12 protein-coding genes are annotated in these 13,935 nt (G+C 65.5%); all 12 read left to right on the top strand.

All coding sequences use genetic code 11. The features are described 5' to 3' along the window. Nucleotides 1–4 precede the first annotated feature (4 nt). The 12 genes from argS to IP86_RS12785 all read left to right on the top strand — a co-directional run bounded on the left by argS (nt 5) and on the right by IP86_RS12785 (nt 13,700). Nucleotides 5–1,798 (top strand): arginine--tRNA ligase, encoded by a 1,794-nt coding sequence (argS, locus tag IP86_RS12840; RefSeq protein WP_054162925.1) that lies wholly within the window; start codon nt 5–7, stop codon nt 1,796–1,798. Nucleotides 1,799–1,900: 102 nt separating this feature from the next. Next, complete coding sequence (locus IP86_RS12835; RefSeq protein WP_054162924.1) at nt 1,901–3,511, top strand: SPOR domain-containing protein; 1,611 nt, start codon at nt 1,901–1,903, stop codon at nt 3,509–3,511. Between the two features lie 47 nt (nt 3,512–3,558). Beyond that, entirely contained in the window at nt 3,559–4,584 is a 1,026-nt protein-coding gene (gene nagZ / locus IP86_RS12830; RefSeq protein WP_054162923.1) for a beta-N-acetylhexosaminidase, read from the top strand. Continuing rightward, a complete protein-coding gene (locus tag IP86_RS12825) occupies nt 4,581–5,411 on the top strand; it encodes a segregation and condensation protein A (protein WP_054162922.1) in 831 nt (276 codons plus the stop codon). The genes nagZ and IP86_RS12825 overlap by 4 nt, the downstream gene beginning before the upstream one ends. 20 nt (nt 5,412–5,431) lie before the next feature. Then, on the top strand, nt 5,432–6,652 hold the full coding sequence (gene scpB / locus IP86_RS12820; RefSeq protein WP_054162921.1) for an SMC-Scp complex subunit ScpB: 1,221 nt from the start codon (nt 5,432–5,434) through the stop codon (nt 6,650–6,652). Nucleotides 6,653–6,803: 151 nt separating this feature from the next. Beyond that, complete coding sequence (locus tag IP86_RS12815) at nt 6,804–7,043, top strand: twin-arginine translocase TatA/TatE family subunit (protein WP_054162920.1); 240 nt, start codon at nt 6,804–6,806, stop codon at nt 7,041–7,043. Nucleotides 7,044–7,236: 193 nt separating this feature from the next. Beyond that, nucleotides 7,237–7,782 (top strand): Sec-independent protein translocase protein TatB, encoded by a 546-nt coding sequence (gene tatB / locus IP86_RS12810; protein ID WP_082363984.1) that lies wholly within the window; start codon nt 7,237–7,239, stop codon nt 7,780–7,782. Next, nucleotides 7,779–8,588, top strand: a complete 810-nt coding sequence (gene tatC / locus IP86_RS12805; protein WP_054162919.1) for a twin-arginine translocase subunit TatC — start codon at nt 7,779–7,781, stop codon at nt 8,586–8,588. Before tatB ends, tatC begins: the two co-directional genes overlap by 4 nt. A gap of 66 nt (nt 8,589–8,654) precedes the next feature. After that, on the top strand, nt 8,655–8,912 hold the full coding sequence (locus IP86_RS12800; RefSeq protein WP_054162918.1) for a hypothetical protein: 258 nt from the start codon (nt 8,655–8,657) through the stop codon (nt 8,910–8,912). Nucleotides 8,913–9,041: 129 nt separating this feature from the next. After that, a complete protein-coding gene (serS, locus tag IP86_RS12795; RefSeq protein WP_054162917.1) occupies nt 9,042–10,538 on the top strand; it encodes a serine--tRNA ligase in 1,497 nt (498 codons plus the stop codon). Between the two features lie 4 nt (nt 10,539–10,542). After that, complete coding sequence (locus IP86_RS12790; protein WP_054162916.1) at nt 10,543–11,211, top strand: CAP domain-containing protein; 669 nt, start codon at nt 10,543–10,545, stop codon at nt 11,209–11,211. Between the two features lie 293 nt (nt 11,212–11,504). Next, nucleotides 11,505–13,700 carry a TonB-dependent siderophore receptor gene (locus IP86_RS12785; RefSeq protein ID WP_197279783.1) on the top strand — a complete coding sequence of 732 codons (2,196 nt, stop codon included), beginning with the start codon at nt 11,505–11,507 and terminating at the stop codon, nt 13,698–13,700. Nucleotides 13,701–13,935 lie beyond the last annotated feature (235 nt).

Here is a 13,935-nt window from a genome sequence, read left to right as displayed (position 1 = left end):
AGCCATGTCCGATCAAACCACGTCCACGCATCTTTTTGCCCATGTTCTGTCGCGGGTGCACGCCGCCTGCGCCGCGCTGATCGGCGAGGGCGCGCTGCCGGCCGGGATCGATCTGGCGCGTATCGTGGTCGAGCCGCCGAAGGACGCCTCGCACGGCGACATGGCGACCAATGCGGCGATGGTGCTGGCCAAGGATGCCAAGGCGAAGCCGCGCGATCTGGCCGACAAGATCGCCGACAAGCTGCGGGCGGAGCACGAAATCGCCGAGGTGGCGATCGCCGGCCCGGGCTTCATCAACCTCACTCTGAAGCCGGCCGTGTGGGCGCAGGCGCTGCGGGAGGTGCTGGCCGCCGGCGACGATTATGGGCGCTCCGGGATTGGAAGCGGCGAGAGGGTGAATATCGAATACGTCTCCGCCAATCCGACGGGCCCGATGCATGTCGGCCATTGCCGCGGCGCCGTGTTCGGCGACGCGCTGGCCAATCTGCTGGATGCCGCCGGCTACGACGTCACCCGCGAGTACTACATCAACGACGCCGGCGCGCAGGTCGACGTGCTGGCGCGCTCCGCGTTCCTGCGGTACCGCGAGGCGCTGGGCCAGGCTATCGGCGAAATCCCCGAAGGACTCTACCCGGGCGATTATCTCGTGCCGGTCGGGCAAGCGCTGAAGGCCGAGCACGGTGCGGCGCTGAAAGATATGTCCGAAGCGCAGTGGCTTCCGATTGTCCGTGCCAAGTCCATTGCGATGATGATGGACATGATCAAGGGCGATCTCGCTGCCCTTTCAATCACCCACGAAGTGTTCTTCTCGGAGCGCTCGCTGATCGAGGGCGAGCGTAACCGTGTCGCCGACACCATCGACTTCCTGCGCGCCAAGGGCGACGTCTATCAAGGCCGCCTGCCGCCTCCGAAGGGCGCGCCGGTCGAGGACTATGAGGATCGCGAGCAGACGCTGTTCCGCGCCACTGCCTATGGCGACGACGTCGACCGGCCTCTGCTGAAATCGGACGGCTCCTACACGTACTTCGCCTCGGATATCGCCTATCACAAGGTGAAGTTCGACGCCGGCTGCCCCACTTTGGTCGACGTGCTCGGTGCCGACCACGGCGGCTACATCAAGCGGATGCAGGCCGCCGTCCAGGCGGTGACCGCCGGAAAGGGCACGCTCGACGTCAAGATCGTTCAGCTCGTTCGCCTGCTGCGGAACGGCGAGCCGGTGAAAATGTCCAAGCGGGCCGGGGACTTCGTGACGCTACGTGAAGTCGTGGATGAAGTCGGCTCGGACGCCGTTCGGTTCATGATGCTGTTCCGCAAGAACGACGCGGTGCTCGACTTCGACCTCGCCAAGGTGATCGAGCAGTCGAAGGACAACCCGGTGTTCTACGTGCAGTACGGCCACGCCCGGGGCCACTCGATCTTCCGCAACGCGCGCGAGCTGTTTCCAGATCTGCCCGAGGCGACGGATGCCCGGATCGCATTCCTGAAGGATGCTGCTGTCGAACGGCTGACCGATCCTGCCGAGCTCGATCTGCTCCGCCGGCTGGCGCTGTTTCCGCGGACCGTGGAAGCCGCGGCCGTGGCGCACGAGCCTCACCGGGTCGCGTTCTACCTCTACGAACTTGCCAGCGAATTCCACGCGCACTGGACGCGCGGGCGTGATGCGCCTCATTTACGCTTCATTATCAATAATGATGCAGAGATTAGCAGGGCGCGACTGGCGATGGTTCAGGGCGTCGTCTCGGTTCTGGCATCGGGGCTTGCCATTCTCGGCGTCACTGCGCCGGACGAGATGCGATAGGGGACGGCCGGTCAGATTGGGGATCTGTGGCGGCTTTTGAGAGCGGCTTATCGTCTGCGCAAGCGGGTTTTGGCGGCTTTCCCGAATGGGACGCGACATCACATGACCGATCGATACCACGACCGACCCTTTCCGGCGGATGACGAAGAGACCCGCGCAGCTTACGCCCAGCACAAGCCTGACAACGATCCGCTTGCCGAACTCGCCCGACTGATCGGTCAAACGGATCCGTTCGGCAGCCAGCTGCCGCCGACTCAAAGCCGGCCGGCGTCGCGTACGACCGATTTCCGCCCCAGCACGCCACTGCCGCCGCTCGACGACGATGCGCCACAGCAACCGATGCCGTCCTGGCTGCAGCATCGTCGCGCCGCCGAGCCTGAGCCGGCCCCGGTGCCGCCGCGTCCGGACTTCAGCAAGCCGCCGTCTTTCGTGAAGGCCGTCGCTCCGCGTCTCGCGGAGTCGCGTGGCTATGAGCAGCCGAGATACACCGAGCCGCGGTTCGAGCAGCCGCAGTTCGATCCTGTCCCGGTTCAGCCCTCGCAGTTCGACCAGCAACAGTTCGATCAGCAGTTCGATCCGCATCAGTACGGTCAGGCGCAAATCGATCCGCGGGCTGCGCCCGATGCATACGCTGCAGCGCAGCCGTCTCTGCCGCTGGAGCAGCCGCAATTCGTCCCGGCGCGTTACGATGATGCTCTGTACGGCCAGCCCGATCCGTTCCAAGTGCGGCCCGACGCCAACTATCCCGAATCTCCCTATGGATACGATGACGGCTACGCCGAGGAGCCTGACGCCCGCGCCGTCAAGCCGCGCCGCAACAGCATGGTGACGGTGGCGGCGGTGCTGGCGCTGGCCGTGGTCGGTACCGGCGGCGCCTTCGCGTATCGCACCTTCAGCGGCGGCAGCCGGAGCGGCGAGCCGCCGGTGATCAAGGCCGATCCGACCCCGACCAAGGTGATGGCGGCGCCAGCCTCCGGCGATGCGGCCGGCAAGCCGATCCAAGACCGGCTGGCTGCCGGCACTGGCGTTGAAGCGCTGGTGTCGCGTGAGGAGCAGCCTGCAGATCCGTCGCGCGCCGGGCAGGGCGCGCGGGTGGTCCTGCCACAGCTTAATCCGAATCCCAATCCGCCCTCCGTGGGCTCGGTCTCGCCTGGGCAACGCCCGAATCTGCCGCCTTCCAGCAATGGGGCGAGTGGCAGCGAGGAGCCGCGCCGGATCAAGACGTTCAGCATCCGCCCGGATCAGGCGGACCAGGCGGCCGCGCCGGTGAACACCGTGCCGGCCAAGCAAGCGGCGCGGACGCCGCCGACGCCCTCCGCCCAGCAGCAGCGGCCGGCGACCCGGCAGGTCGAGGACGCCAACGCATCGGCCGGCACTGCGCCGCTGTCGCTGAATCCGAACGCGCCGGCGCAGACCAATCAGCGGGTAGCTGCGCTGCCTCCGGCGGAGACGCCGGCGACCAGCGGGGGCTATGTGGTGCAGATCTCGTCCCAGCGGAGCGAGGCGGATGCCAAGGCTTCGTACCGGGCGCTGCAGAACAAGTTCCCGTCCGTTCTCGGCTCGCGTCCGCCGCTGATCAAGCGCGCAGACCTCGGCAGCAAGGGCGTCTACTACCGGGCCATGGTCGGCCCGTTCGGAACCCCCGACGAGGCCCAGCAGGTCTGCGGCAACCTAAAATCTGCCGGCGGACAGTGCGTCGTCCAGAGGAATTAACGGCCGTTTCCTTGACCCTGGAGGCGCGCGCGGGCTAAGCGCCCTGTATGACTTCGCGCGCTTTCATCACCGGTATCTCCGGCCTGGGCATCACGGACGAGGAGCGCGAGTTTTTGCGCCAGACTCGTCCGTGGGGGTTCATTCTGTTCAAGCGCAACGTCGATAATCCCGCCCAAGTGGCTGGGGTTATTGGCGAGTTGCGCCGGATCATCGATGCGCCGGACGCTCCTGTCCTGATCGATCAGGAGGGCGGCCGGGTACAGCGGCTCGGGCCGCCGCACTGGCCGGTGTATCCGCGCGGCGCCGTGTTCTCTGCTCTTTACGACATTGATTCGCAGCTTGGTCTGACGGCCGCACGCCTCAGTGCGCGACTGATCGCGGCCGATCTTGCCGACCTCGGCATCACCGTTGACTGCCTCCCGTTGGCCGATGTGCCGGTCGCCGGAGCCGATGCGGTCATCGGCGACCGGGCCTACGGCAACGCGCCGGCCAAGGTCGCGGCGATCGCGCGTGCTGTGACCGAAGGACTGGAGCAGGGCTCGGTGTTGCCGGTCCTCAAACATATTCCAGGCCATGGCCGGGCGACCGCGGACAGTCATTTCCGGCTGCCGATGGTGGGTACGTCCCGGCAGGAGCTCGAACGCACCGATTTCGCCGCGTTCCAGCCGCTCGCCGATCTGCCGATGGCGATGACTGCACATGTTGTGTTTAGCGCGCTCGACCCCGCCAAACCGGCGACCACTTCTGCGACAATCATCGATCAGGTGATTCGCGGCCGGATCGGGTTCCAAGGGCTACTGATGAGCGATGACGTCTCGATGAATGCGCTGGAGGGCTCGATCGCGGATCGGACGCGGGCGAGCATCGCGGCCGGCTGTGACGTCGTCCTGCATTGTAACGGCAAGCTCGACGAGATGCGCCAGGTCGCGGCCGAAGTGCCGGAACTGTCCGGCAAGGCGCTGGAGCGCGCCGAAGCCGCGCTGGCGGCGCGCAAGCCGGCGCAGCCGTTCGACCGCACCGCCGCGCGGGCCGAACTCGAAACCTTGATCGGCCGCGCAGGGATGAGCGCATGACCGCTGAAATTCTGCAATTCGAAACGGGACGACCGGCGGAGCAGGTCGACCAGGACGAAGCGCTCGTCATCGACATTGAAGGCTTTGAAGGCCCGCTCGACCTGCTGCTCACATTGGCGCGGCAGCAGAAGGTCGATCTGCACAAGATCTCGATCCTGGCTCTGGCCGACCAGTATCTGCTGTTCATCGAGGAAGCGCGGAAGATCCGCCTCGAACTCGCCGCCGACTATCTGGTGATGGCGGCATGGCTCGCCTTCCTGAAGTCGCGGCTGTTGTTGCCCGAGCCGCCGGCGCAAGAAGGTCCGAGCGCCGAGGAGATGGCCACCGCGCTGGCCAACCGGCTGCGCCGGTTGGAGGCGATCCGTGAAGCCGCCAATGCGCTGATGACCCGGCCGCAGCTGCAGCGCGACGTATTCCCGCGCGGCGCGGCCGAATCGATCGACGAGATCCGCCATCCCAAGTTCACCGCGACGCTGTACGATCTGCTCAGCGCCTACGCCACGCAGCGCCAGTCGCGCGTGCTCACCACCGTGCACCTCGCGCGCCGCACCGTGTGGTCGCTGAGCGAAGCGCGCGCTTCGCTTGAGCGGCTCGTCGGCCTCGCCGAGGAGTGGAGCCGGCTCGACGAATATCTGCTCCGCTATTTGCCCGATCCGGCGCAGAAGGCGACCGCATTGGCATCGAGCTTCGCCGCCGCGCTGGAACTGGTGCGCGAAGGCGAAGTCGAACTGCATCAGTCCGCGCCGCTGGCACCTTTGTATTTTCGTAAGCGTCAGCCGCCTCCAGCGATGGAAGCGGCAGCCGTGCCGGAAGTTCCGGCAGGGTAGTGGTAGAAGGAGAGCGAGCCATGGCAAGTCTGGCGGAGAAGCGCATCGTGGAGTTCGAACCTCATCTCGAACGCGACGAAGTCGTCACCGAACAGCAGCCGCAGGGCCGGCCCGAGGAGCTGCGTCTTCTCGAAGCCTTGCTGTTCGCCTCGCCCGAACCGCTTGAGCAGGCGGCGCTGGCCAAGCGGATGCCGGAAGGCGTGGACATCAAGGCGGCGCTTGCGCAGCTGCAGGCCGACTACGCGCATCGCGGCGTCAATCTGGTGCGCATCGCCAACAAATGGACGTTCCGCACCGCCGGCGATCTCGCCTGGCTGATGACGCGCGAGACCACTGAGACCAAGAAGCTGTCGCGCGCCGCGATCGAAATGCTGGCGATCATCGCCTATCACCAGCCGATCACCCGCGCCGAGATCGAAGAAATTCGCGGCGTGGTGACGTCGAAGGGCACGCTCGACGTGCTGCTCGAGACCGGCTGGATTCGTCCGCGTGGCCGCCGCAAGACCCCGGGCCGGCCGCTGACATTCGGCACCACCGACGCCTTCCTGGCGCAGTTCAGCCTCGAAGCGTTGAGCGATCTGCCGGGCCTCGAAGAGCTCAAGGGCTCGGGCTTGCTCGACACCCGTCTGCCGACCGGCTTCAGCGTGCCGACGCCGTCGGATGACCCGACGCTGCGCGAGGATGAAGATCCGCTCGAGGCCGGCGATCTCGACTTGGCGCTGGCGCCGGTCGCCGATCCGGAGACCGACGAGGCTGCGCCGGCTGGGGCGGAGACAGTGCAGCGTGGCGAAGTGGAAGCCGAACCTGCTGCCGGTGTGATCGAAGCTGGGACTGAGACCACGGCAGAGCCGGAAACGGGATTAGCCGAAACCTCCGATGAGGAGGGCACCGAAGCCGAAGTCGGTTTTGCCGAGACCGGCGACGTCGTTGCTGACGAGGCGGCAACGGATGAGGATGCCGCGTCGAATGATGTTGCGGTGGAGGACGCTGACGACAGCGATGCTGCGTCGGAGCTCGCCGCGGACGCCGATCTCAGCGAGGACGAGATCGACGAGGACACGCTTGAAGAAGCCGCGCTTGAAACGTTCGAGGACGAGCAGGGCGAGGCTGAAGTCGCTGAAGCGGACGACAGTGAATCGGCTTCCTCCGATATCGACAACGTCTTCGAGGACTCTGATGCGAACGAGTCCGAACAGGCCGATGCCGATCAAGCCGAGGGTGACGACCGCGAGCCGCGCTGACGGCGCCGGAGCGAGGCAACAGGAACACTGGGGCCGCGGCAATCACGTCGCCGTTGGCGCGGCTTAAATCCTTGTTTTTGATTGCTCTTGCCCCTAGTTTCCAAGACAGGGCACAGGCTGGCGCGCCGGTCGAGTTTCGGGAGATTGCAGGATGGGTTCACTCAGTATCTGGCACTGGATCGTCGTCATCGCGATCGTCCTGCTGCTGTTCGGTCGCGGCAAGATCTCCGACCTGATGGGCGACGTCGCGCAGGGCATCAAGTCCTTCAAGAAGGGCCTGCAGGACGATGAAAAGACTGCCGAAAAGCCCGAGCCCGTGAAGTCGATCGACCACAACGCGACGGCCGGCTCGGCGCCGAACCGCACCGACGTTGGCAGCAAGGCGGTCTGATCCGGCAGTGCGCGCCGGAGCTCGCCGCTGCGCCGCCGATTGTTGAGGCAAACCTGTGGCAGCGTCGGCGCGCTGCAGCAAGCCTCTTGTGGTGACACGTCGCCTCAGGCAGGAGTGTCGCAGGCGCAAGTGATCGCCGCGGCGGACGCCGATACCGGCCCGCCGGCGCAGTTTGGCATGTTCGGCACGTCTCATGTTCGACATCGGGTGGAGTGAACTGGTGGTGATCGGGGTGGTCGCGCTGATCGCGATCGGCCCCAAGGAATTGCCCGGCGTGCTGCGCATGGTCGGGCAGTGGATGGGCAAGGCGCGACGGCTCGCCTCCGAATTCCAGGGCCAGTTCCAGGAGGCGATGCGCGAGGCCGAAATGGCCGACCTCAAGAAGTCGTTCGACGAGGTCAAGGAAGCCACCGCCGGTCTCACCACCAACAACATGCTGACCAAGCTCGGGAGCGAATTGTCCGAAGCCGCGTCGATCGAGAAGACGACCACGATCGACACGCCGCCGGTCGAGCCGACCACGCCGGTGCCGCCGACGGCCGAGACCTTTATCGAAGCCACCACGCACGAGGCCGTCACCAGCGAGCCGCTGGCGATCGTCAGCGAAGCGCAGGCGAGCGGCGAGCATCTTCCGGTGCCGGCCGAGACTCATGCGCTGGCGACCACTGACCTGACGCCTGACCTTTCCCATCCCGAGCCGGCTGCGGCCGAGCCCGCCAAGGACGCCAAAGCCTCATGAGCGCCGAGGATATCGAAGCCTCCAAGGCGCCGTTGATGGACCACCTGATCGAACTGCGCTCGCGGCTGATCAAGGCGCTGCTCGGCTTCGGCCTGGCCTTCATCTTCTGCTTCTTCTTCGCCAAGCAGATCTACAACGTGCTGGTCTGGCCGTTCGTCTGGGTCGCCGGCGTCGAGAACTCGAAGTTCATCTACACCGCGCTGCTCGAATACTTCCTCACCCAGCTCAAGCTGGCGATGTTCGGCGCCGGCTTCATCTCGTTCCCGATCGTCGCGACGCAGATCTACAAATTCGTCGCGCCGGGCCTGTACAAGCACGAGAAGAACGCCTTCCTGCCGTATCTGGTGGCGACCCCGGTGTTCTTCGTGCTCGGCTCGCTGGTGGTGTATTTCGTCGTGCTGCCGATGCTGGTGCGGTTCTCGCTCGGCATGCAGCAGGTCGGCGGCGCCGAGACCGCGCAGATCCAGCTGCTGCCCAAGGTCGGCGAATATCTGTCGCTGATGATGTCGCTGATCTTCGCGTTCGGCCTGGCGTTCCAGCTGCCGGTGATCCTGACGCTGCTCGGACGGATCGGCGTGCTGACCTCCAAGCAGCTCAAGGACAAGCGCCGCTATTTCATCGTCGGCGCCTTCGTCATCGCCGCGGTGCTGACGCCGCCCGACGTCATCAGCCAGGCCTCGCTCGCGATCCCGCTGATGATTCTCTACGAGGGCTCGATCATCGCGGTGCGCATCGTCGAGAAGAAGCAGGCGGCGGCAGCCGCGGCCGGGGCTGCTGAAGCGGAGCCGTCGAAGCCGGCGGAGTAGGGCGGTAATCGCCCGCGGTTGCGTCGGCGAGAGAAGCTCCCATCCTTATTCACATGAGGATGGTCGATGGCTTTCGCATTCGATACGCTCGGTTACGCCAAACGCCTGCGAAGCGCGGGCATTCCGAATGAACAAGCGGAGGCGCACGCCGAAGCAGCGCGCAAGTTCATTATGGCCGAACTGGTGACGAAGACGGATCTCAACGCGGCGATGGAGACGCAAACCTTGCGGCTGACTGTACGGCTTGGCGGCATCGTTGCGGCCGGCTTCGGCGTGTTGGCGGCGGCCGTGGGCATCGCAGCGGCCTTGCTGCGCGCACACTAATCCATCGAACGTCACGCCAGAAGTTCTCTTCCAGGCCGGCCTTGTGCCCGGCACCCACGTCTTTTACAGACCCACTACCGCAAAGACTTGGATGGCCGGGACAAGCCCGGCCATGACGGGGCTAGTTTCATGCACGACATCAAAGCGATCCGCGACAATCCGCAGGCGTTCGACGCGGCGTTCACGAGGCGCGGGTTGGCGCCGATTGCCGACAGCCTGTTGGCGCTCGACGAGGCGCGTCGCAAGGCCGTGCTGGCGGCCGAGCAGGCGCAGGCGCGGCGCAACGCGGCATCCAAGGAAATCGGCGAGGCCAAGAAGGCCAAGGACAACGCCCGCGCCGACGCGCTGATGGCTGAGGTCGCCGAACTCAAAACCACGATGCCGGCGCTTGAGGCTGCCGTGAAGGAAGCCGACGAGGCTTTGAAGAAGGCGCTGTCGGAAATCCCGAACCTGCCGCTCGCCGAGGTGCCGGAAGGCGCCGACGAGCACGGCAATGTCGAGCATCACCGCTTCGGCGAGGTTCCGACCTACGCGTTCACGCCGAAGCCGCATTACGACCTCGGCGAAGCGCTCGGCATGATGGATTTTGAAGCCGCCGCCAAAATGAGCGGCGCACGCTTCACCGTGCTGAAGAAGGGCCTCGCCCGGCTCGAACGCGCGATCGGCCAGTTCTTCCTCGACGTCCACACCGGCGACCACGGCTACACGGAAGTGAACCCGCCGTTGCTGGTCAAGGACGACGCCATGTTCGGTACCGCGCAGTTGCCCAAGTTCGAAGAGGATCAATTTTTTGTTTCAGGGCTTACCGAACTTCATAAGGAAGATGCCGCCGAATTTAGTAACCTCATGGAGCAACAACACAGGATAAGAGACGAAATCATCTCGCTCCAAAACGAACTCGATAACAAAGCGTCAGTAAAGAATCCTAATGACCTTCGTCGAGACATCATCGCGTTGAATTTTCAACGAGAGCGACTCGCGAAGCAGGTTCGAAAGTTGATACAGCCGGAACGGTTAGGGCTCATCCCCACCGCCGAAGTCTCGCTGACCAATCTCGTCCGCGAATCCATTCTCGACGAGAAAGAGCTGCCGATGCGGCTCACCGCGCTGACGCCGTGTTTCCGCGCCGAGGCGGGCGCGGCGGGGCGGGATACGCGCGGGATGATCCGGCAGCATCAGTTCAGCAAGGTCGAGCTGGTGTCGATCACCACGCCGGAGCAGTCGAAGGACGAGCACGAGCGGATGCTGAGCTGCGCCGAGGAAGTGCTGCGCCGGCTCGGGCTGCATTACCGGGTGATGACGCTATGCACCGGCGACATGGGGTTCGCGTCGCAGAAGACCTACGACATCGAAGTGTGGATGCCGGGCCAGGGCGAGGGCGGCGCTTACCGCGAGATATCCTCGTGCTCGGTGTGCGGCGACTTTCAGGCTCGCCGCATGGACGCGCGCTCGCGCGGCCCGGATGGCAAGCCGCGCTTCGTCCATACGCTCAACGGCTCCGGCACCGCCGTCGGCCGCGCGCTGATCGCGGTGATCGAGAACTATCAGCAGGAAGACGGCTCGATCGCCGTCCCCGACGTGCTGCAGCCCTATATGGGCGGGCTGAAGGTGATTGCGAAGGCGTAAGCACATGACTCTCCCCGTCATTGCGAGGAGCGAAGCGACGAAGCAATCCAACTCCGTGCACCGGGTCGTGGATTGCTTCGCTGCGCTCGCAATGACGCTGATGCTTGGGGTGACTTTGTTCGTCACCAGTTTGCCGACGCCCGCCCACGCCGCCGGCCCGGCCGAGCTGATCTCCGACTTCCGCGCCAAGAACGGCGAGGGCAAGGTGGTGATGGATGCGACGCTGAATGCGATTGCGCAGCAGCAGGCGGCCGGGATGGCGGCGAAGGACGTGCTCGATCACGACGTGGTCGGCAACTTCAACAATCGGGTCGCGCCGTCGAAGGCGAGCAGCGCGGCCGAGAACATCGCCTATGGCTACGACAGTTTCCCGAAGACGCTCGGCCAATGGATCAACTCGCCGGGGCATCGCCGCAATTTGCTGCTGAAGGGCGCCACCAAGGTCGGCGTCGCCAATGCCAAGAGCGCCAGCGGCCGGACCTATTGGGCGATGGTGATCGCCGGCGGCTACGACAAGCCGAAGCCGAAAGCCAAGCCGCCGGCGAAGCCGGCGCAGGCGGCCGCGAAGGGACAGACCAGGGCGGCCGGCCCTGCGGCTGGCAAAGACAAGCCCGCGAAGCCGAAGCCGGCACCGCGCGACTGCACCATCAAGATGCTCGGCCTGTGCTTCTGACGCAGTTGCGCTTCGCTGAGCCTGCTACTTCATCGTGCCGGCGTCGCACACGCCACGCAGCGATGAACTGGAATCGTTCCAGGTGCGCGTCGGCGATTAACACGACGTTGCGAAGAGTGGCGATTTCATGGGCTGATCTCGACGCAATGCGGGCGAGTGTCGCAGTTTGTTTCTGGACCCATTCAAATTGTTCCCAGTTCGCGGTCCGCGCATAAGCCGCTCAGTGTTATTGCTGGGGACTGGGAATGCCGGGATGGAAAGTCGCGCGGCGCGTTGCGCTCGCGAGTTGCAGCTTGTTGATCGGGGATGCCTGCTGGAGCCGCACAGGCCATGCCCAGACAGCGCTGCCATCGGTCACCGTCGACGCACCGAAGCCGGCGCAGGCGCGGACAGTACGCGCCGATCGCCGCTCGACGTCGACGCAGCCGCGCCGAACGGCGCAGCGCGCCACACCGGCTCAGCCTCCGGCCGCGATCGTGCCGGCGTCCGCGACCACGCTGTCGAGCGCGACCGGGCCGGTCAGCGGCTTCGTCGCGACCGGCAGCGCCACCGGCACCAAGACCAACACGCCGCTGATCGAAAGTTCGCAGTCGGTCTCGGTCGTGACCCAGGATCAGATCCGCGACACCGGCGCCCGCACGGTCGGCGAGGCGCTGGCCTATACGGCCGGCGTGCACACCCAGCCGTTCGGCTACGACGCCCGCTACGATCAGTTCATGATCCGCGGCTTTTCGAGCACGCAGTACGGCAATTATCGCGACGGCCTGCGCCAGGGGAACGGTCTTTACGCTTACTTCCGCAACGAACCTTACGGCGCCGAATGCATCGAGGTGTTGCGCGGGCCGTCCTCGGTGCTGTACGGCGCCAACGACGCCGGCGGGCTGGTGAACTACGTCAGCAAGATGCCGCTGCCGTACCGCCTGAACGAAGCCGGCTTCGACGTCGGCAATTTCAACCGTTATCAAGGGCGGTTCGATTTCAGCGGGCCGGTGCCCGGCCACGACGATCTGTTGTATCGCTTCACCGGCCTGGTGCGCGACAGCGGCACGCAAATTCCTGGCACCTGGGACGACCGCGTCTTTCTGGCGCCGAGCGTCACCGCGAAGCTGGGCGAGGACACGACCCTCACCATCCTGTCCGAGTACACGCGCAGCAAGGCCTCGATGTGGCCGTACTACATGCAGAACCCGACTACCGGGCTGGCCACCAATATCCGGCTCGGTGATCCCGCGTTCGACGTGCTGAAGATCTCGCAGGCCTCGATCGGCTACCGGCTGGAGCATCGCTTCAATCCGGCGCTGACGTTCCGGCAGAACGTGCGCATCGGCCATGCGCGGCTCGACGGCGACATGATCGACGGGCTTGGCCTGTCGGCCGATGGACGCACGCTCAACCGCTATGCGTCCAATTTCAAGGAAACCCTGAAGACGTTCGCCATCGACAGCCAGATCGAAGCCAAGCTGGTGACGGGACCGGTCCGGCACACCGTGCTGGCGGGTGTCGATTACTTCAGGCAGGCGACGAATTTCGGCTACTCGGTCGGAACGGCGCCGTCGCTCGATCTGACCAATCCGGTGATCGGCGTCGCGTTCCCGACGTCCGAGCTGTCGCTGATGGCTGCCAATCGGCAGACCCTCGGGCAACTCGGCCTCTATGTGCAGGATCAGCTCGCGCTCGGCGGCTGGCGCCTGACGATCGGCGGCCGGCAGGATTTCTCCGAGCTGTCGCAGTACAACGAACTGTCGAGCACGACCACCAACAGCAAGCCGGATCGCTTCACCGGCCGCGCCGGGTTGCTGTATCTGTTCGACAGCGGCTTTGCGCCTTACGTCAACTACGCGACCTCGTTCCTGCCGCAGGCCGGCACCACGGCGCCGGGGCGGGGTGCGGCGCCGTTCGCGCCGACCACCGGCGAGTCGTTTGAGGCCGGCATCAAGTATCAGCCGAGCGGCTGGAACAGCTACTTCACCGCGACCTGGTTCAACCTGACCAAGGACAATGTGCTGACGGTCGATCCGGTGTTCGGCGCGATGTATTCGGTGCAGACCGGTCAGATCCGCACCCGCGGCGCCGAGCTGGAGGCCGTGCTGTCGCTGGCGGAAGGTCTCAAGGGGATCGCGTCATACAGCTACACCAGCGCCGAGGTGACGCGCAGCAACGATGCCGATCTCGGCAAGGTGCCGATCGGCGTGCCGACCCAGCAGGCGGCGATCTTCATGGATTACACTTGGCAGACCGGCGCGCTGGCCGGGTTCGGCCTCGGCGCCGGCGTGCGCTGGATCGACCGGACCTGGGCGGATTCGCTCAACACCGTGCGTAATCCGGCGATCACTGCGTTCGACGCCGGCGTGCATTACGACTTCCGCGGCATGCGGCTCGCCGTCAATGCGCGCAATCTGGCGGACGAGCGGGTCGGCATCTGCAACGGCGGCAACTGCACCTTCACCCAAGGCCGCACCGTGCTCGGCAGCGTCACCGCGCGCTGGTGACCTGCGCGCTCGCAGGACGCAGAGCGCGCCCGAGCGATCGGTCGGCTTAGATTAGCGTGAGCCTCAGCGTTCCCCGGACGCGCTGCGGCACGCAGTGCCGCTGCGCAGATCCGGGGTCCCGGTTGTGCGGCGCTCTCGGCACGGGCAATCCGCGGTGTTCTGGTTTGGCGCTGTGAAGAAACCGGGGTCCCGGGTCTGCGGAGCAGCGCTGCGCGCTGCACCGCGCCCGGGACAC

This window comes from Rhodopseudomonas sp. AAP120 (assembly GCF_001295845.1).
Lineage (GTDB): Bacteria > Pseudomonadota > Alphaproteobacteria > Rhizobiales > Xanthobacteraceae > Rhodopseudomonas.
Note: the sequence above shows the minus strand (reverse complement) of the source record. Positions and strands in the feature narration are given on the sequence as shown.

Bases quoted from the DNA above. Each gene is read 5' to 3' on its own strand.
- IP86_RS12800 (WP_054162918.1), top strand. From the start codon at position 8,655: ATGGCTTTCGCATTCGATACGCTCGGTTACGCCAAACGCCTGCGAAGC.
- nagZ (WP_054162923.1), top strand. From the start codon at position 3,559: ATGACTTCGCGCGCTTTCATCACCGGTATCTCCGGCCTGGGCATCACG.
- tatB (WP_082363984.1), top strand. From the start codon at position 7,237: ATGTTCGACATCGGGTGGAGTGAACTGGTGGTGATCGGGGTGGTCGCG.
- tatC (WP_054162919.1), top strand. From the start codon at position 7,779: ATGAGCGCCGAGGATATCGAAGCCTCCAAGGCGCCGTTGATGGACCAC.
- IP86_RS12815 (WP_054162920.1), top strand. From the start codon at position 6,804: ATGGGTTCACTCAGTATCTGGCACTGGATCGTCGTCATCGCGATCGTC.
- scpB (WP_054162921.1), top strand. From the start codon at position 5,432: ATGGCAAGTCTGGCGGAGAAGCGCATCGTGGAGTTCGAACCTCATCTC.
- IP86_RS12790 (WP_054162916.1), top strand. From the start codon at position 10,543: ATGACTCTCCCCGTCATTGCGAGGAGCGAAGCGACGAAGCAATCCAAC.
- IP86_RS12825 (WP_054162922.1), top strand. From the start codon at position 4,581: ATGACCGCTGAAATTCTGCAATTCGAAACGGGACGACCGGCGGAGCAG.
- argS (WP_054162925.1), top strand. From the start codon at position 5: ATGTCCGATCAAACCACGTCCACGCATCTTTTTGCCCATGTTCTGTCG.
- IP86_RS12835 (WP_054162924.1), top strand. From the start codon at position 1,901: ATGACCGATCGATACCACGACCGACCCTTTCCGGCGGATGACGAAGAG.
- serS (WP_054162917.1), top strand. From the start codon at position 9,042: ATGCACGACATCAAAGCGATCCGCGACAATCCGCAGGCGTTCGACGCG.